Origin of the sequence: Mycoplasmopsis californica (genome assembly GCF_000695835.1) — a bacterium.
Lineage (GTDB): Bacteria > Bacillota_I > Bacilli_A > Mycoplasmatales > Metamycoplasmataceae > Mycoplasmopsis > Mycoplasmopsis californica.
The window spans coordinates 143,108-163,401 of the sequence record NZ_CP007521.1; the positions used below are offsets into that span (position 1 = coordinate 143,108).

The window sequence follows — 20,294 nt, forward strand, 5'->3', positions numbered from 1 at the left end:
TATTAATATTTCAATACATAGCGAGGAAATATGGAAAACAAACAAAGTCCTAAAACTAAAAAACGTTTCAATTGACGAACAACAGTTTGACCTAAATACTTACTTTCGTTTGGAATTGTGGCCCTTGCATCAGCAATTACACTTGGAATTTTTAAATATAATTCAAAAAATCCTAAGTTTGAAAAAGGTATAGAGGCAAAGCACCTATCTAATGCTTTTTTAGATCCAAAAGCCACACCAATTTTAAAGTTTGTTGACAGCAGTAAGCAAAATAAAATTGCAGATTTTAATCCTAAAGTTGGTGAAGATGGCGAGGTCGAATATAAAGGTCAAAAACTTCAATATGGTGAATTTTTAAAGAAATATTATACTGAACATAAAGCATTGCCATTTTTAAATATTAAATACGGGAGCTTTGATTTTTACAATGAGTATTTAGAAGCTGTTAATGCCAAAGACTTTTATGATTTTACCCAGTGATTTATGCAGAATGTTTCATGAGGTCCAGAAATTATTACTCTAAAAGAGTTTTCGATTGTAAAAGGGGTTGAATTAAAAGGTAATAACATTACATTAGGGTCGCACGCTAACCAAGATAAAGAATATACAACTATTAAATTTTTCCCTGATGCGTTTTTTGGCTCAATACCATTGCACAGTACTTTAGGTGGCGAAGGTAATGCTGCTGATTCTTTACTATACAGAATTAATAAAAAACTGCTAACCTCAGAAGAAATTGCCGGCTTTTTAAAAAATACAGCAATTTATAACGCACATACTAACTTATCGTTAGATACAATTAGAAGTCAATCATTTAGAACAATCGGTGACAAACGTGCATTGCTAGGAAAAACTATTTATGCTGTAAAAGGAAAAATACCGCAAAGCATTACTGACAATGCATATGGTTTAGTTGAAAAAGCGAGATTACACGTAAATTCTGACTATATTTCAGTAGTTTATGCAAAAGATGCTGAGGAAGCAAAAGCTAAATTTAAAGAGCAAATAAGCAAATTTGCTAAGGAAAATGTTGCAATTTCAAATGAAGATTTAGACAAAATTGAGATTGAAGAACGGAAAATTGTTGGCGTTGATACTGTTTTAAACCAATTCGCTTTAAAAGATAATGCTAGCGATAAATATCTGCGTTTGATTTTTGATAATGGTCAAAAATTTGTTCTATTTGATGCAATTAATAACACAGAATATTATGTAAATGAGAAATATGAAAAATCAAACACGGTAGAAAGTATTGATCAAGGATACGATCACTCAAAACGTATGTATATCAATATGGTAACCGATGTTGAATCTCTATATGATAAGTTTATCAAAGAAAATGTTCTTTTTGATACTGAAAAGTTTACAAAGTTGAAAGATTTAGTTGCTAAATTAGAGCGTTCAAGCAAAATTAAAGATGAAATCATTGCTCAAAATACAATTGTTTTATCGGGAGAAAATCACTATAAAGAAGCAATTAAGATATATGAAGACTTAATTGCCAAAAGCAAAGAAAAAATTAAGGAAGCTGAAACCAAAATTGCCGACCTTGAGAAAAAAATTGAGGAAGCAAGTAAAGTGGCTGATGCTGAATCAAGCAAACCAGACGCACAAGGCGATTCTGAGAATGAAGATGAGGAAGCACAATTAAATTCAAAAGAGTACAAAGTATTCAAATACAACAAAGAAAAAGAAGAGATTAAACTCGAATTAGAAGAGTTAAAATTAGCTAAAGATAAAGCTCTTAAAAAGATTGAAGAATATAAAGCTAAGGTTGCAACACCTGAAGAAGTGGCTGAAGCTAACGCTAAAATTCTTGCACTTCAAGAAGAAAAAAGTAAATTAGATGAAGATAAGATCAAGACTGATATTCAAAAAATATTAAAACGTGCTGGTATTGAAGGTGCAAAATCAGAAGCCATTATTGGTATTATCAGTTTACACGAGGAACTTAAAACATCGCCATACAATGAATTTAAACAGTCGTTTAACTCAAATAAAGAAAAAGCTGAATATGTTCTTGAATTAAGAAAATATGCTTTTAAACATAAACCTAAATATACACTATATAGCAAAATTTTGGACGGCGATAACTTTGCTAAATTAGTAGAGGAAAAAGACGATATTGTTCTTTATTCAACAGATTTAGCATATACACCTGCTCAATTAATTGCTCTTGATGAATTAAATAGTTTAATCAGTAATACACAAGTAAATTGAAGAGAATATGCAAATATTGATGGTTTTATTCGTTCGCAACATGATGAACCCGAATCCAAAAGAAAATCATTTTATGTTTATAGCTCAAAAATCAATAAAGTTGCTGACGAATTTAACGAAGACGAAAAAATAAAAACAGAATTAAGTAGCATCGAAAAGGATTTAGATGCTATTAAATCATCGTTTAATTCAGTCGAAACTACTGATGAAAACACTAAACTTATTGAGAAAAAACGGGAAGAAATAAATTACGATACATTGAAGGCTAAATATGAGTTTTTAATGGAAGAATTAACAAATTTAGGCGAAAAACATCAAGCTAATGTTAGCTTATTAATTCGGGTTGCTGCTTTAAATACGTTTGCAACACTAAATGAAGATAATTCTAAGGGTAAAACTGAGGATACTGATCTTTCAAAAAGAAAATATTGAAAACAAATATTTGATATTATCGACAAACATGAAGCATTAAAATCACAAAAAACTGCTTTTGAAAAAATTATGAAGGATCCGGAGGCCCTTTCTAAAAACGCACAACAAGAAGTTGACCTATTTAAAGTTAAAGTAACAAGAATTGTTTCTGAGATATTTAAAATTTATCAACAACAGTTCAACCTATACTCTTCAGTTCAATCTAATATTGATCAATTCACAAAACAAAAACGTGCTGAATTTAATCAAAAAATCAGTGAAATTATTGCAAAATTAAACAAAATTGATTTAAGCAACCCTGAATATTCATCAGATTTACAAAAACTTTTTGAATACGCAGTAACCAAAGCTGATGAATTTAGTTCGACAATAAGCGGGGATGAAAAAGAAACTGCTGAAATTATCACTAAATTTAAAGACGTTGTTCAATATGTTCAGTCATTATACACCGAGTATGAAGTAGGCGATATAAGTCAAGCCGCTACTGCTTATTTCAATGTTTTGGCAAAGGATATTTATTGAAAATATGATAGTCAAACAGGGAAAGAAAACCATGGACTAAAATTTATTGCAACCTTATTCAACCCAATAATTAATTTAGGCAAACAAATAAGTGAATATAATGAAAAATTAAGTCAGCACTATAATGAAGTTGCAGAAGAAATTCAAAAAGAGATTGCCGAAATTCAAGATAATGATGAACTTAAAGCTCAAAAAGAAAAAGAATTCCTAGAAGCTAAAAACTTAATGTTATATTACCATGAACAAACTAAAAACTATATAGGGCATGCTGAGGAATTAAAAAATATCTCAGAAATCTCTGAAATATCTGAGTTATTTGAGCTTGATTTTGATGAGCAAAGCGCGTTCGATGTCGAAGAATCGAATGAAACATTCTACAAGGCACATAAATCAGCTATTGACAATTTTAATAAGTCAATTGAAAGATATATTGAAGTCTCTTTAAAACAAGAAAGACTTTTAAAAGGTTTTATAACCAAAATTAAAAATGATGCCGAAACATTATTTACAAAGTCTGACAAATTTAGTCTTATCACTAACGAATATTCATCAGCACTTGAAGAAACGATTAGAAAAGCTAAAGAAATTTTAAAAGGTGACCATATCAATAAAACTGTTTATGCGCAAATGCATAAAAATCCTGGCATCGAGTTAAATAAAGATACTAATTTGATTGTTGCTGAAACAAAAATTGAATTGGTTAATAAATTAACTAAATTAGGTATTCTAAAAACAACAAAAACTGATGAAATACTGAAATTTAGTAATGAAAACATTCATGAGGTGCGTTTAAGCGATGTACAGAAAAATGGTACAAAATTGCTATTAACGCTTCAGAAAGTTTATAAAACCCAGGAAGGTGAAACATATACTTCACAAATTGATAGACACAAAAAAACTGAGTATATTAAATTCAATATAGATGCCAAAATTGACAGAAAACAACATCCACATTCACTGCAACAAGTAAAAGACATGCTAAAAGTTGCTGGATACCAAAGCGTAATTCAACCTTCAGCAATAAAAGAGGAAGGAAGCAAAATTGTTACTGACAAAAACGGCAAAGCAAAAACCATTAATACATATAGCGTTTTTGTTGAGGCATACGATGGATTTACGGATGAATTATTATCAAAAGTTCCGTTTGCAGCCGAGTGATTAAAGGGTGAGCATCTTGTAAAAACAATCAATGATAAAGGTGAATTTGAATACAAAGTTGAAAATGGTGAATATTTAGGATTTAGACCAGATTCGCGTATTGGTTTGTGATCGTTAATTATGATGAACAATCCAAAATATAAAGGATTATCAGTTGATTTCTTAAAATTTGTAGCCGCTCACGAGTACGGCCACCATATAACCTTGAACTCTGCACAAGATTTAGGTGATAAAGGGCAAAAACCACTATTTGGTTCAGCATTAGTTCCTGGCGCAACGCCAAATATAAATAACTATTACTCACGCGAAGTAATCGATTTATATTTAAAAGCCCGTACACACTTAGGATTAAATTCTTCTCCACTTTTAAACCAACCTAATGTTGTTTCGGAAAATAATGAGGGCGAGTACTTACTATATAACAAAGCTAAAAAAGTTGATGGCAAAATTGTGATTGATAAATCAACATTGGAAAATCCAGTTGATGTTTGAGGTCACGAAATTGGCGATGAAAACTTGAAAAAAGCTATGGAAAACCCTAAACGTCGTTTCTTACAAACATATGAGGGCTTAATTAAAGCGACAGAAGAACGAAGAAAAGAAAATGGAATCAATGGCGCCGAAGACCAAAAATGATTGCAACCTTTCGATCTTTGATTAATGAACACTCTAGATCAAAACTCAGGAACATTAAACCCAACTAAATTTTCGGACGAAAAAAATCCTGCTAAATATATGGTTAAAGGCGAAGATGGTAAATATTCATTTAAAGCAGCTTCACTTGATATGTTAAAAGGCGTTTTAAAAGATGGGCAAGGCAATTTAATTGATTTTGAAACAGTTAATGGCAATGTTGTTCCTAAAATTGTTGAAGGAGAAAGAGATTCAAAAGGTAACTTTATTAAAATTACAAAAGTTTTAGTATACAATGAAGACGGAACTCCGATTGTAAATGTCCCAATCGGTATTGATTTGAGTGAAAAAGATACAAAAATCAACCCATTTTATCAAGAAGATGATAAAGAAAATAACATCACTGTAAAATGAGTTAATGACAAAATTAATGAAGCAATTAATACTATTAGTGCTTTAATTGTCAAAAATTACAGTATTAATGGTTGAGATTCTTCAACAACAAATACAAGCATAAATCCAAAAACTCAAATAGCATATCCACTTTATGGCGAAATATTTAGATCAGCACATAGAGATTACCACAAAGCAATGTTGCTTCCATACATCGATTACATAAAAGGACGTAATAAGGAAAAAGGAGAAGTAACTCCTGATTATGTTTTGGCTAAATATTACGGTCAAGATGGTTCAGTGGTTTATGATCGTTTATCTAAGGATGAAAAACAAAAACCAAAAGAATTTAGAGCTGTTTTTCAAGAAAATTACTATGTAAATCCTTTTGAAGATGACAAAAAAACACCAGAAACAGCAACCTTGACTGATGTAATAACCTCAATATATTTGGCTGATGGTGTAAATTACGGTAGATTAGCAGCCGGGGCGAAATTATCTCTATGACTTTCTCCAACTGAGCAATATTTGCCTAATGTTAAGCTAAAAGAAGCGCTAACTAATGGCTTTTTAACTGAAACCTTTTCTCCATCGATACTAAAACAATTAGGACAAAAACCATTACTTGCTTGATATGCTGAATATTCTAAAGGAATTATTGGACACAAGGTTGGTGAACACATTTATTTAATGGTTAATGGTTCTGATGAAGTGGTTAATCCTAACCCGCACTCAGATAGATTCCCTGCCTTTTGAGAGATGAAAGCAATTAAAATTAATGAAGCTTTATTATCAAAAGATATTGAAACCTCATTATTTAATAGCTTCTTTATTCACGATTCAAAAGGAAATAAACAAACAGGCTTTAATATTAAATTTGAAGACTATAAAACATTTGTTAAATTTGCTAGCGTTGATACCACAAAAGCAATATTAGATCCACAAAAACGTGTAGTTAATTGAGATATTGATTATGTTGCTCAGAGATTTGATATTGATAAATTTGCTAATAATTTAAAAGCATCTCTTGTCAATGCAATTGGTTTAAGTTCAGAAGAAAAAGCAAGATTAACATCGCTTGTAAATGGCGGTGATAAACAAGCTTTAGCGAACGAAATTATGAAGAGATTTACTAACTCTAAATTAGCAATGTTTGTTAAGGATTTAAGTTTAGGCGAAATTTATGAAGCTATCAAAAAAGATCCTAAAAATGAATTAAGATATGGTTGAATTTTTGATAAAGAATTAGGCTATGGTCTATGAAAATCAGAAGATGTTAAGGCAGTGTCTGATAGTTCGATGTTGAAGCGAGAAGACTGAGAAATCAGTGTTAAAGAGCTATTTGACACATTTGCTGAATTCGCTAAAGAAAACAACGTTAATTTAAATCAATTTACAATTTATGATGAGTTAATTTTTGATAATAAGGTACAAATGTACACCACTCAATTACACTATAACTTCCAACAAGAAAAATTTGGTATGGTTGACATTTTACTTGCATTTGCCAAAGGGTTTATTAAAAAAGCCCGTCCAACAGAGGATGTTGAGCAATACTTTAAAACTAAAACTGAGCGTAAATTTAATGAATTCTTCTCGGATTATACCTATTCATTTGCTGAGGTTATTAACCGTGATAACTTGCAAATCACTTACTCACCATCAACAACTCAATTTGCTAACTTACCATCATTTATAAGAGGTATTAACGAAGCGAATACAGGTTTAGAGTATGTTATTGATGGCCAACCAACAGCAAAATGAAATGATGCTTTAATTAGATTCACGGGCGAATCAAGAAAAACTGTACGAAATACAATTATTGACCTTGAACAGCGTTATGATGCGGAAAGAAAATTACGCGCTGACAAGTTAGGTACTGAATTTATTCCATCAAACTTTGTTTCAAGAGAAGGTTTCAGTGATGACCACAACAAGAGTTCAAACTACTTCGGTCAATTCAAATCAATTAACAATGGTTGATTTAAAGATCGCTGATATAGAGATATGTTGAACTTTAGATTATATGATGATAACGGCGAACCAATTTATGATGATACAATCAGAATTAAAGATCTTGAAGGAAATGCAGTAACAAATCGTCCACAAGCGTACTGACAATACTACATTCAATCACAAGGTGTCGGTAAACGTAACTTGTCAAATATTTGAAGAAATACTGATAAAGATGCAGTTGCTTTATTTGGTTATCTAAATAATGAGGATGCTAAAAAAGCAAATTACCTTGTGTTTGAAGATGTTGAAACTGGCGAAATTAAAACGCTAAAATTGAATAAAGAAAATTCAAGCAATATGTTCTATTACAAAACACAGCACATTGAAAATGAAACTAAACCTGAGTCAAGACACTGATTAAAAGATGAAAAATATGATTATACTGATATTAATGGTCGTCATAAAGGTCAAGGTTTTACTGCTTGAGTATCTGATTATGCAATTATGTCGAACTACGCAAATAGACTATTGACATCAGAACGTGAGTACAAAATATACTTCGCACAAAATCCAGATGGTAAGAAAACATTAGACATTGACTTAGGAGCGTTCCAAAGTGTGTCGGAAAATGGTAAAACATTTTCTCAAGCGCCGGTTGTTGTATATAAAAAAGATATAGATGGCAAAAAAGTAGCGATTATAAGAGTTGGCAAACAATTTAACGGAACTAAATAAAAGGAGAAAATATGAAATTAAAAGCAAAAATACTACTTAATCTTTCATTTGCAAGCACTCTTGCCCCTTTTCTTGTTGTTTCGTGTGCAAATAATAGAAAAAATTATGATTTAGGTTTGTCTACTGATCCTATTAACTCACTAAATTACATTAAATATCCGTCTGTTAATAAAATTTTGCCAACCCTTGTTGAACCACCTTTAAAAGCTGGACCCAATGAGACAATCAAACGTATTTCAAATATTCCGCAAATTAGCCTTGGTACATATCAAACTGATGGCGAAGGAACGCTTGATTCTTATTTAGAAAGCAATTCAAACCCTGAAAACTCTGGAACCTTTTACCGTTTAGATGATTTTGGTTCAGCTCCGGGAAACATAAACACTGATCAAACTGAATACCACGCTTTAAACTCAGTTATCACCCCAACTAATAAATTCCTTTCGACAAACGTTTTATTGAACGAAGGGCAAAGTAAATGGAGCAACGGGGATCCAGTCACTGCTGACGATTATATTGACGCAATGCACTATATTTTCGATTTATCGACTGGTTCGCAAAAAGTAACAACGATGTTACAAAGAAAATTTAAATCTTCTTCAGAAATGATTGAGGTTCAGCAACGTTATATTCAAAAACACAATGTTGCTTACGCAAATCCCTTTGCCTACCCACCGTTGAAGAAAGTTAACGGAAAATGAGAATATGATGTCTTCAACCCAACATATCAACCCTGGGCCTCGCAAGTACCAGGCGATGATGCGGAGGTTGAAGCAATCAAAAAGACTGCTCTAAATTTAGGTTTTTATTCAGGAAGAATGTATTGAAACCTTGACAATAAGACAGTCTTAAGTTCAATTCCATATTCACCAGATTTTGATTTCGAGGCAGAAGAAACTATTTTAATGCTGCCTAATCCCGAATATTCAACAACTAAACACACTGAAACTGAATTGCAAACTATACCTCAGCGTATTGCGACTAGGGTACGTAAATATCCATATTTTGATCCTAAACAAACTCCATCGGACGCATTCAAAGAACTTGTGCGTGAGTCAAGGGAACTAAAACATAAATTAGGATCAATTTCATACGACGAAACAGATCCTAAACCATATAATGAAGCTGTTAATAAATTGTATGTAAACTTATTAGCGGCCGGGCAAAACACAGTTGATAATGATGAAGTATTAAGATTGCAACCGAAAAAATTTATGCGTAATCGTGTCTTAGCACTTGATGAATACACGCTTCGTATTGCCTATGATGATTATCAACCTACGAATATTCACGGCACATATTCGGATGTTAACTCAATTTTAACGCCAATTAACCGTCGTTTTGTTGAGTCGATTGGGGGCATAAACGAGTTTGGACTTAAAAAAGAAAACTTTTTAACAAATGGTGCCTTCACTATTGAAGATTTAGTTCTAGGACCACAAGGATTTATTCTTCTGAAGAAAAACAATCAATATTATTCAGCTTCTAAAACTATTTCAAATTACATTAAGCTATATTTCTCTAATGATCCAAATATTAATTCTGCAATGTTTGAAGATGGATATATTTCAGCTACTAAAATACCACCGGTTTTACAGTGGAAATACTGAACAAATACTAAAAATCGTCCTTTTATGAATAAATCTAACGGATATGGAACTATTGCATTTGCTTTCAACCTTGATAAAGAAACCAACGGAAACTCAATAGTAAATGACAACAATTTACGAAGTGCAATTTATTACGCAATTAATAGAAATGAATTGTTAAACATTGTTGGTTGGTCAAGCTCATTCCCTGTTATTACTTGAACAGCGTTTGGTCAAGCTGCATCAAGTTTTGGGGATGCTGTTGAAGCTGGATTTGAACACGACTTTATGTTCGCAAAATATGGTCAATTTACAACAAAGGACTTAAATAACAAACCTTTTGTATTCATGTCTGAAAAAGATAAACAAAATGCTCAAAAATACAAATGAGGAACCCCAGTCCCTGTTCAAAACTACACACACTTAGATCACATTGCTAAGTCTATGAAATTTGAAACTGTTGATCGTACTGATAAAGGATTCCACCTTGATGTTGCCCAGGGTTTTATGGATGCATTTAAAAAAGAACATCCTGAGTTAAAAAATGTTACTTTAAGAATGATTACTAACTCAACAGACGAACAAAAAAACGCTGGTATAGCTCTGAAAGATTTTATGCGTAAAGCATTTGGCGACTATATTAATATTGAAATTAAAAACTTACCTGAAAACGTGTATGAAGATTGAAGAACCACTGGTCAATATGACTTAATTTACAGAAACTTTGATGCCTTTGGTAGTGATATTTACTCATACATTCGTGTTTTCTTAAAGCCTGATGGAATTGATACTAAATCACAAAAAACAACTGGTTTTAGAAACAACCCATCCGGGTCATGAACCTACCACAAATATTTCAGTGGTTTAGGTTATTCACGTGATGAAAACAATAAACTAGTCATAGCTAAAAAAGAAGATCAAGACAAAATTGAAGAATTAAAAGCTCGTTTAAGAATTGCAAGTAACCCTAATGGTCCAAAAGTGTGAGAAAAAATTGTTGACTTATCATTAATGCATAATGATGAAGATATTAATGATTACACAAAAAGACATATGAAATTCTTAACATCACAGTTCACTCCTGAAGAAAAAGCGGAAGGATGAACTGAAGTTAATGCCTTTGCAGTTATTGCAGGCTTTGAAAAAATAGTAAGAGAAACAGCACCTGTTATTCCGTTAATGGAAGTGGATACATACTGAGAAATTTCAAGAGTAAATGGAGCATCAAGTTTATTTACCTACGCGTTGCAGTATGCTTATGATGTATTAAATCCACCACGCCCAGGATTGCCAACAATTATTAAATAGGAGGAAAAATGGATAAAAATCAATCTTTTGTTACTGAAAAAGACTTGAATTTAGATTCAAATCATTATGTATCTAATCATTCATATGTTGATTTTGGTGGTCGTGTCAAACCTAAGATATCAAAATTACAAAACTTATTCAACATTCAATCCCCTTTAGTAAAATCATTGCTACGTTTTCTTATTATTGCTTTTGAATTTATAACCATTGCTTGAATAGTTATAACTATTACATTCTTTTTAATTAATTCAATCCCTGGGTCAACAACATTGACCACAGGACTTGATGAAAGCGCAAAACTAGCTGTTGAAGCAAGATATGGGCTTGATAAACCCCTTATTCAACGTTATTTCTTATATTTAAATAATCTTTTACACGGAGACTTTGGTATTTCATATTCAGTTTTTCCTGGCCAAAATATCAATGATTTTGTGTGAATAAGGTTTTATAAATCGTTTTTAATCGGTATTTTCTCAGTGATGATTACGCTGGGAATCGGTATTCCAGTTGGTGTATGAGTTGGTATGAACCCAGATAAGCTACCTGACCATATCGCAACTGTAGTTGTGTCTGTGTTCTCTTCAATTCCATCGCTTGTATTTGCTCTTTGACTATTATTAATTGGCCGTGCTCTTGGTATTCCTTATCTATATGTTGAAACTGATTTAGCAACATATGTACTCCCTGGATTAGCTTTATCACTTGGTTCCATAATTGTTTATATTAAATATATTCGTACTGAGTTAAATCGTGAATTAAATTCACAACACGCAAAATTTTGCTACCTAAAAGGACTTTCGAAATCACGTTTTGTTTGAACTCACGCCTTAAAACCTTCTCTATTCCCGATCACAACCTTTTTCCCTGTAGTTATCTTTGGTAGCTTTATTGGAAGTATGTTCGTTGAACAAATCTTCTTCATCACTGGTTCTGGTGGACTATTGCTACACGCAATTACCTCAAAAGACTATAACATTATTTTGTTTATGGTCACATTGTTCTCATTAATTACTATATTGTCATACACTTGTCGTGATGCATTGTATAAAGCAATTGACCCACGGGTAAGAAGAAGGAGATAAGAATGTCTGGATTTAAATGAGCTAGTTTCAAACGTAAAGCACAAGTTGCACCAAATAACGAACACGGCGCGCACTTGGCTCCTAATCGCTTTTTACAACCGCTAAACTATAAAAAATGAGAACTTATCGGCGATCTTTTAAATTATCACGAATCAAATAACATCAAAAAACAACAAAACAAATGAGTCGAACTATTTTATCGTTATTCACGTAGTTTTGCTGGCGTATTTGGTGCAGTATTGTTTTTATGTTTAGTAATAAGTGCAATATTTATTCCATTTTTTACTAAAAATCCTGAAACATTAAGTATTGAAAATCGCTACCAAAATTTCTTTGAATCATCATCAGCGATCTTTGGAACCGATTTTCTTGGTCGCGATCTCTTTGCGCGTTTATGATGGGGATTGCGTTATTCGTTGGCATTAGCACTCGTAACGGCAATTATTCAAGTTTTTGTAGGTTTGCTAATTGGAATTATGATGGGGCATTTTCGTATTTTTGATACGATTATGACTTATTTAATTAAAATTATTTCAAACGTGCCTTCGATCATTATTTTGATTGTTATTACAATTGTTTGAAAACCAACCTTTTGAGTAATGGTATTCGCCTTAACATTTACGTCGTGGACAGGAATAGCCAACCAAATGCGTTCGCAAGTGTTAAGAGCTAAAACATTTGAATGAGTATCGGCGTCTGGTATTTTAGGAACGCCAACATACAAAATTTTGTTAAATTATTTACCAGTTGTTATCCCTTTATTAGTAACCGAAATTGTTTTCCATATTCCTGGTGTCATCCTTTCAGAAACGTCACTTGCTTTCATTGGTTTGAGTATTGACATCCCAACGCTTGGAAACTTAATTTCAGAAGGTTCGAAAGTATTTACAGCTTATCCTCGTTATGTGTTATTGCCATCAACGGTGTTAGTTATCTTAACTACATCAATCCAATTAATTTCAGCAAGTATTCAAGATTCATTATTACGTCAAAGATAGTAGGTTAACATGAGAGAATATAAAAATTGAACTAATCTAACATATGAACAAAAAATTGAATATTACACTGAAAATATGGTAACAACACTGCCAACGGGGGATGATTTAACACCACATCCTTACTCAAAACTTTACCCACAAGTAATTAAAAAACTTGCTAAGCCACATCCGCTAAATTTATTAGAAGTCCGTAAAGACCAAAATCGTGGATTTTGACGTGGTATGTCAGATTATTGAAAAAATATTGCTCGCAATGTTGTACGTTTATTTCGCAAGCGTAAAGACAAAGACAATTTTGATTTCCAAGTTTATCTTGATTCAGCACCGACTGAAAAAATTTTGGGTGAAAATCTAAAAGTAGCAGCTGAGGTTGAAGATATTTATTTAACGTTTAAAAATCCAGCTAACCCGAAAGAAAAAAACTTAGTCCTTCGGGGACCTAGTTTCAAAATTTATGAGGGTAAAATTCATGCTATCATCGGTGAATCTGGTTCTGGCAAGTCAGTAATTACCTCGCTTTTATATGGATTAACTGGTAATAACGCCATAATTGAGTCAGGGAAAGTTAAACTTTACGGGTTAGAAGTACATAATTTCAACCTTTATAACTGAGAAAAATCACATTTAAGAGGGCGTATTGTTTCGGCAGTTTTCCAGAACCCAATGTCAATTCTTGACCCAACCATGAAAGTTGGTAATCAAATTATTGAAGGAATGCTGATTAATGGAATTGTTAAAACTCGTGCAGAAGCAACCAAAGAAGCGATTAAATACTTAGAAATGACACGGATTAACAATCCTGAAGCAGTAATGAAACTTTATCCACACGAGCTTTCAGGGGGAATGATTCAAAGAATTGCGATTGCCGCAATTGTGAGTCTAAAACCTAAAATTCTTGTAATGGATGAGCCAACAACGGCACTTGACCCAACAGTACAAGCTCTTGTTTTGGATATCATCCGTGAATTACAACAAAAATTTAATATTGCGATAGCTTTCATTACTCACGACCTTGGTGTTGTAGCCTCAATTTCTGAATTTATAAATATTATGTACGCAGGTCAAATTATTGAATCGGGAACGCGTGAAGAAATTTTGATGCACCCACAACACCCTTATACTTGAGGCTTGATTTCTTCAATGCCTGATTACAATAATGGAGAGCGTTTAAATGTTATTAAAGGGGCTGTTCCTTCATCGTTAAATAATATTAAAGGTGATGCATTTGCAGTTCGTAATGATTTTGCACTAGGCAAGGATCTTGAAGAAGAAGCGGATTTTTACTATGTTTCACCAACACATATGGTTAAATCAAGCTTGCTTGATAGTGAAGCTCCATTTTATGAGCCACCACAAATTATTCAGAATCTTTGAAAAAGATATTTCAATAGATTAAATAAAATTCACGACCAAAATATATTTGTGTCTCCTGACAAATTCAAAGCTGACTATCAAGCGATGGACAACTATAACCGCAAGGTTGCACAAATGGAACCAGATGATTTAAAAATGAGTAAAAATACTGATAAAGATACTCAAAAAACTCACAATCATGCTGAGATATTACTAAATAACGGGGAGGAATAATGCAGGCTGAAGAACAATTATATTATGTCGAAAATCGCGGCTCGAAAAAGCTTTATCGAGCAATTCGTCCCGGTACTAAGGAAATGTTAAATTGCGAAAATAAAGAAGCAATTGTCCAAATTAGAAATTTAGATGTTATTTATGGTCATGGAGCTAAGGCATTTCACGCTTTAAAAGATTTAAACTTAAATATTTATCAAGGTGAAGTCTTAGGTTTAGTTGGTGAGTCAGGTTCAGGTAAAACGACGGCTGGGCGAGCAATTATAGGTTTAACTCCCCACAGTTTTGGCCAGATAAAAATACTTGATCGCATAATTCCAAAAGACCGTTCAAAGGTAAATAAATGAAGTAAAAAAGGTAAAGATATTATTAACTTTATGGTTAATAAAGTACAAATGATATTTCAAGACCCGACCAACTCACTAAACCCATTTAAAGATGTTGAAACAGTTGTTGGTGAAGGTTTAACTAACCTTAAAACTTCAAGATACTTATATTTAACTAATATTGATATTGCCACATATATTGAGTTAAATAAAAAATTAGGTTCAATTGATGAAAAAGTGATGCTAACTCAAGATCCTTGAGCTGATGTTAGATTACGCTGAGATGACGTTGCTGATTTATACAAGTTTGTGCATGTTGAAACAGTGCAAAAAGTTCAAAATATGGCAGCTTTACACCTTGATAAAGACTTTTCTTCGGTATTAAGTTACTTAAAAGAGCAAAAAGAATTTCGTGACACTGAAAATAATTTAAAAGAAAAAGAGTGCAAGCGTAAGTTAATTATTGATATTTTGCACCAAGTCGGCTTAGATGAAACTGTTTTAAGACGTTTTCCATTAGAATTTTCTGGTGGACAACAACAACGTGTCGGCATATGCCGTGCCGTTGTGTTGCAGCCACAAATTCTAATTGCTGACGAGCCCATCTCAGCACTTGACGTTTCAATTCAAGCACAAGTTATTAACATTTTCAAAGAACTAAAAGAAAAATATAATCTTACTATTATTTTCATTGCCCACGATTTACGAATGGTTGAATATATTTCAGATCGTATTGCAGTAATTAATAAAGGAACTCTTTTAGAAGTCGGTCCAACAAAAGAAGTTATTCATAATCCACACCACCCATATACTCAGTCATTACTTGATGCAGTTCCTTCTATCGAAGCGGAAAAAGGATCGTTGGTTGGTCAGGCGTATAATTCATCATCTCACGAATATGATGAGCATACACAACCTAAATGACAACAAATTTCCCAAAAACATTTTGTTTTGGCAACAGATGAAGAATTTGTTGAATTTGTCAACAAGGCAAAAACATACAAATCTAAGTTTATTTAATCATTCCTGAAAAATAAATAATGTAAAATTATTTCAATCTAAAAAACAGGGGGGTATTAATGGGCGTAAACTTATTAACAATAATTGGCTGTATTGTCGGAATATTAATTTTAATTGCTATTGTTAAATTCGTAGGGAAAATTATTCAAGCAATCTTTGGCTTTTTAATACTAGGCGGGATCGCTGTATTGATTTGGCAATTAGTAACTAATTTTCACCATTTTACCTAAAAAACATTAACCTATTCTGGTTAATGTTTCCTAAATAGTAAGTTCAAGTGCAACACATGCACTTGGCTTTTTTATTTTAACATTTTAATGATTTTTTTCTCATTTTTTGCAAATAGTAGTTACTATAAAAGCCCCTTATGTAAGGGGTTGGGGTTTAGGAAGAAAGAAAAGCCCCTTTTCAATGGGTTTGGGGTTGCAAAAAGATAATACAACTTATGATGAAAAGCCCCTTATGTAAGGGGTTTGGGGTTAGAAAATAAAGAGGCAGATTGTGTAAGCGGATAGAGCTTATGCAAGATAATAAGCGACTATCATACTAGGCCGTAAAAGTTGGCCTCGATAAATAAATCATTGGCAGATTTTCAACCCAAAATTTCTCTTGGTATATCATTTATTCTTTTGGTAATTTGGTCTAATATTTCTTGCGAAATTTGATTAAAATCAAATCCTTTTTTGTATTCGCGTCTTATAAGTCCATTTCAGTGTTCGTTTGATCCTCTTTGAAAAGAGGCGTATGGCTCAGCTCTATATATTTTTATATCGAGTCATTTTGCCAAAATACCTATTTTTTCGAATTCTATGCCATTATCAATAGTTATAGTTTTTACTATTAATTGTCTTTCTAAAACGAGTTTTCTTAATGCTGCATTCACCTTCATTGGGTTTTTACTTGGTATCAAAATCGCAAAACCGACTCTGGTTTTTCTCTCTGTTAAAGTAAGAATGTTGTTATATCCAGTAGCTCTTTTCCCAACTATCATATCAGCTTCTCAATGACCATATTCTTCACGATTATCTATCGATTTAGGTCTTGTTCATATCGGGAATACATAATCAGCTGATGTTACAAGGCGACTAATTACGCTTGCATGTCTTTTTCCACCCTTTTTATATGAGGAACGCAATAAATTTGATCTTTTGATTATTCATTTATTTGTTTTGATTCAATTGAATACTGTTTTTAAGCAAGGGATTTTAATTTTAAAATTCTCTTTTATATATTTATGGGTAAGTTTTACCCCATAATATTTTTTTGTCAAATTTTTTTAGAAATAATTCACTAAATTCACTATATTTACTATTCAAAAATTTAAAATAATATTTATGATAATGACGTCTTTGGGCTTTGATATCAGCATAAAATGGGGAATATTTCCCAAATTTATCTAAATTTCTTTTTATTTCTCTACTTACTGTAGATGGGTTTTTATGTAATATATTTGCAATTTTTCTTATTGATAAATTTATTTCTAAATAACTTTTAATTGCTTCTCTATCACTTTTTGTTATATGGGTATATTTTTTAATGCTATAATTCATATGAAGTTCCTGGCCAATTTGGAGCTTTTTTCTTTTTTTATTTTAAAGAATAATCGAAACAAAAAAGTTCAAGCCCCACAATTTAATTTTACATTAATTTGTGTTGCACTTGAACTTACAATCAAGCATAACGAAAAGCGCTATAAATAGGGCTTATTCGTTATTTTTATTATTTGGAAATGGGAAACTCGGGAGAAAAATAATTTATCAAAAATTGTGCTTATACCATTTTCAAATAGCATACTTTATTTCCTCTCTATCCTAAATTATCAAATTTCACCTTATTAGGAAATGTTTTTATATATCAGTCATATTTACTGCTGTATACCTTCATCATATTCCAAACACTTAATTCAAAATTTGTAAATTTTAGCATTTCTTCTAATGATTTTATTTCACCGGTTTCAGTATTTTTAAAATATAAATTTTTACCACCTATACCACCTTTATAATAAAGTTTACCCATAGGGGTCTCATTAATGACTATTCATTTAATATTTTTCGCCTAAACTTTTACTAAAAAATTATTTTTGGTTTTTAAAAAAATGTTCATAAATATACTCTCTATTTTTTCATAACCATGAAAAGTTTTCTTTTTCAAATCTAACACCATTTACAGAAATATTTTGATAATTGCATACAACACAAAAATAAAATTCATTACAAAATTCTTCGTAACTCTGGCATGACTTTAAGATTTCAACAATAGTTTTAAAATTAGAATTCTCTATGGTTCGTTCTAATTTAAGATTAAATTTTACAAAAACTTCAAGCATTTCCTTATTTTCTACATCTGGTGTGTTTTCTATCAATAACTCATCAGGTAATTTATCGTTTTTATCTTTTCATTCTATAAGGATTTTTTTAATACTAAAAAATGTATATATTTTAAAAATAGTCTTTAAGTTATTTGTTATAGTGAAAATAGGTAAAAAGCAAAAATAAAGACATGTTTCAACAAAATCATCTACATTAAAACTCGATTGTAGCAACTCTTTTCAATTAACTATAAAAATTGAAATGCTGACAATTAGTAAAATAAAAGAAGCTAAACCTAGAATACTACATATGATAATTTCTTTTTTTCAAAATTTTAATTTAGAGTCAAATATATTGAAACAAATTTTATTTACTTTTCTTTGTTTATTTTTATTAATGTTATTCATCAATGATGAATAATTATCCTTTAATATTTTTTTATAGGTGATACTATTAACTTTTTTGAACCATAAAAATGTCAATGAACATAACCGGTCAGCTAATATGAAAAGCAATCAAAAGATTATGGATATAATTAATTTGCCAAAGGCTGTGAGCAAACCATCTTGAAACAATGTTATACCTCTCTCCTAGCCCAAATTATCAAATTTGACTTTGTTAGGAAATGTTTTGATATATCATCCATATTTTTTGCTATATACCTTTAGCATTTTTCATGAGCTCAACTCAAAATTTGTATACTTTAGCATTTCCTCTAATGATTTTATTTCACCAGTTTCAGTATTTTTAAAATGCAAATTCTTACCGCCAACGCCCCCTTCTCAATAAGGCTTATCCATAGGTGTTTCATTAACTACTATTCATTTAATATTTTTCATATTGCCAATTTGGATTGATATTTGCTCTGTTACTAACTTCAACTTATCCATTCTTTCTTGGAATTTATTATATTCATTTATGCTAACCGACAGATCATAAATATTTATCATTACACCAAAACTAGATAACCTCGAGCTAATAGCGCTAAGCTTAATAGCGCGTTCAGTAATTTTATAGTTAATTAATGATAATGCTTTAAATTTGGCATACTCAATACTTACAGAAAATGAAACTGCTTTTTTTATTACTCATGATGTGGGCTTTGTCTTTCACTCTTTAAAATTATTAATTAATTTTAAAACTAATGCCTGTTTTTTCTCAAAACTATTTATGATAATATCTAACATCGTAGAAATGGCTCCAAAAGTGGCAGCTGCTGCTGTTGCTCCTGTTGCAAATGGTAATGTTGCACCAAGGGTTGAAGGAGCTAATGCATAAAGACCAGCGGCAAGAGCACCTGCAGCAAAAGCTCCAGCTTTGAAGGCCATTGAGGCTATTCTTAGGTTTTTGATTTTCTTTGCTAGTGGATTAACTTTTTCTTCTATATTTTTTAACAATTCTTCAAACCTAGAAATTTCTTGAAAGATGTTTTTGCTATTTTCTGTGCCATCATCATTTACAGCAAATTTATTTTTTGCATCGGTAACAATTCTTTTATAGTAGCTATCAAATTGTTTATTTAATTCTTTTTTCTCATTTTTAGACTTTCTTTTTTCTTCTAACAGCTTATTTCTTATTTGCTTAAATAAATTTTTCTTAAAGTCCTCTTTATTTAGCTCAATATTTTTTATGGCTTCTTCGCTTAATAAATTTGCTTTTTTATATTTATTTATTAAAGCGTCGCATAATTGATCTTTTTCGCTTTCAGTTATGCTGTTCATTATTTGTTTAGTGGATGCTTTTTCCTTATTCATTTTATTTGTAAGTGAGTCAAAAAGTTCACTATTTTCATTAATCATATTATTGAAAAGTTTTGTTAATTGCTTATTATTAACATCATTTTCACTATTAATACCATTTTGAGCTTGCACAACCGAAACGGGTGTTAAACTGGCAAATGTGTTTATTTGTTTTGAAATTGAAAATACATTTTTCATATTACTCCTTTATTTAAAAATCTTATTTTTAAAGGTTTATTAATATAGTATATTCTTAAATTAAATTTTTCTGGAATGAGTAAAATTCG

The 20,294-nt window shown here is 31.4% G+C and carries 9 protein-coding genes and 1 pseudogene; 6 read left to right on the forward strand and 4 right to left on the reverse strand.

What is annotated here, in order from left to right; genetic code table 4:
- The first annotated feature begins 30 nt into the window (after window positions 1-30).
- The 6 genes from MCFN_RS03385 (at window position 31) to MCFN_RS00695 (ending at window position 15,959) form a co-directional block, all read left to right on the forward strand.
- Window positions 31-8,049 (forward strand): PDxFFG protein, encoded by an 8,019-nt coding sequence (locus MCFN_RS03385; protein WP_051604539.1) that lies wholly within the window; start codon window positions 31-33, stop codon window positions 8,047-8,049.
- A gap of 11 nt (window positions 8,050-8,060) precedes the next feature.
- Window positions 8,061-10,946 (forward strand): ABC transporter substrate-binding protein, encoded by a 2,886-nt coding sequence (locus MCFN_RS00675; RefSeq protein ID WP_038561181.1) that lies wholly within the window; start codon window positions 8,061-8,063, stop codon window positions 10,944-10,946.
- A gap of 8 nt (window positions 10,947-10,954) precedes the next feature.
- Window positions 10,955-12,028 (forward strand): ABC transporter permease, encoded by a 1,074-nt coding sequence (locus tag MCFN_RS00680; protein ID WP_038561184.1) that lies wholly within the window; start codon window positions 10,955-10,957, stop codon window positions 12,026-12,028.
- Between the two features lie 2 nt (window positions 12,029-12,030).
- Window positions 12,031-13,026, forward strand: coding sequence for an ABC transporter permease (locus MCFN_RS00685; protein WP_038561188.1), 996 nt, complete (start codon window positions 12,031-12,033; stop codon window positions 13,024-13,026).
- 75 nt (window positions 13,027-13,101) lie between these two features.
- Entirely contained in the window at window positions 13,102-14,613 is a 1,512-nt protein-coding gene (locus tag MCFN_RS00690; protein ID WP_051604598.1) for an ABC transporter ATP-binding protein, read from the forward strand.
- On the forward strand, window positions 14,613-15,959 hold the full coding sequence (locus MCFN_RS00695) for an ABC transporter ATP-binding protein (RefSeq protein WP_038561191.1): 1,347 nt from the start codon (window positions 14,613-14,615) through the stop codon (window positions 15,957-15,959). Before MCFN_RS00690 ends, MCFN_RS00695 begins: the two co-directional genes overlap by 1 nt.
- A 538-nt stretch (window positions 15,960-16,497) precedes the next feature.
- Here the strand turns inward: MCFN_RS00695 and MCFN_RS00700 are convergent.
- The 4 genes and pseudogenes from MCFN_RS00700 to MCFN_RS00715 all read right to left on the reverse strand — a co-directional run bounded on the left by MCFN_RS00700 (window position 16,498) and on the right by MCFN_RS00715 (window position 20,205).
- Window positions 16,498-17,509 (reverse strand): annotated as a pseudogene (locus MCFN_RS00700) (IS30 family transposase).
- Between the two features lie 256 nt (window positions 17,510-17,765).
- Entirely contained in the window at window positions 17,766-17,975 is a 210-nt protein-coding gene (locus MCFN_RS00705; RefSeq protein WP_038561193.1) for a hypothetical protein, read from the reverse strand.
- 58 nt (window positions 17,976-18,033) lie between these two features.
- Window positions 18,034-18,843, reverse strand: coding sequence for an MAG0920 family protein (locus MCFN_RS00710; RefSeq protein ID WP_144238969.1), 810 nt, complete (start codon window positions 18,841-18,843; stop codon window positions 18,034-18,036).
- Between the two features lie 15 nt (window positions 18,844-18,858).
- Window positions 18,859-20,205, reverse strand: a complete 1,347-nt coding sequence (locus MCFN_RS00715) for a hypothetical protein (RefSeq protein WP_038561198.1) — start codon at window positions 20,203-20,205, stop codon at window positions 18,859-18,861.
- Between the last annotated feature and the right edge of the window lie 89 nt (window positions 20,206-20,294).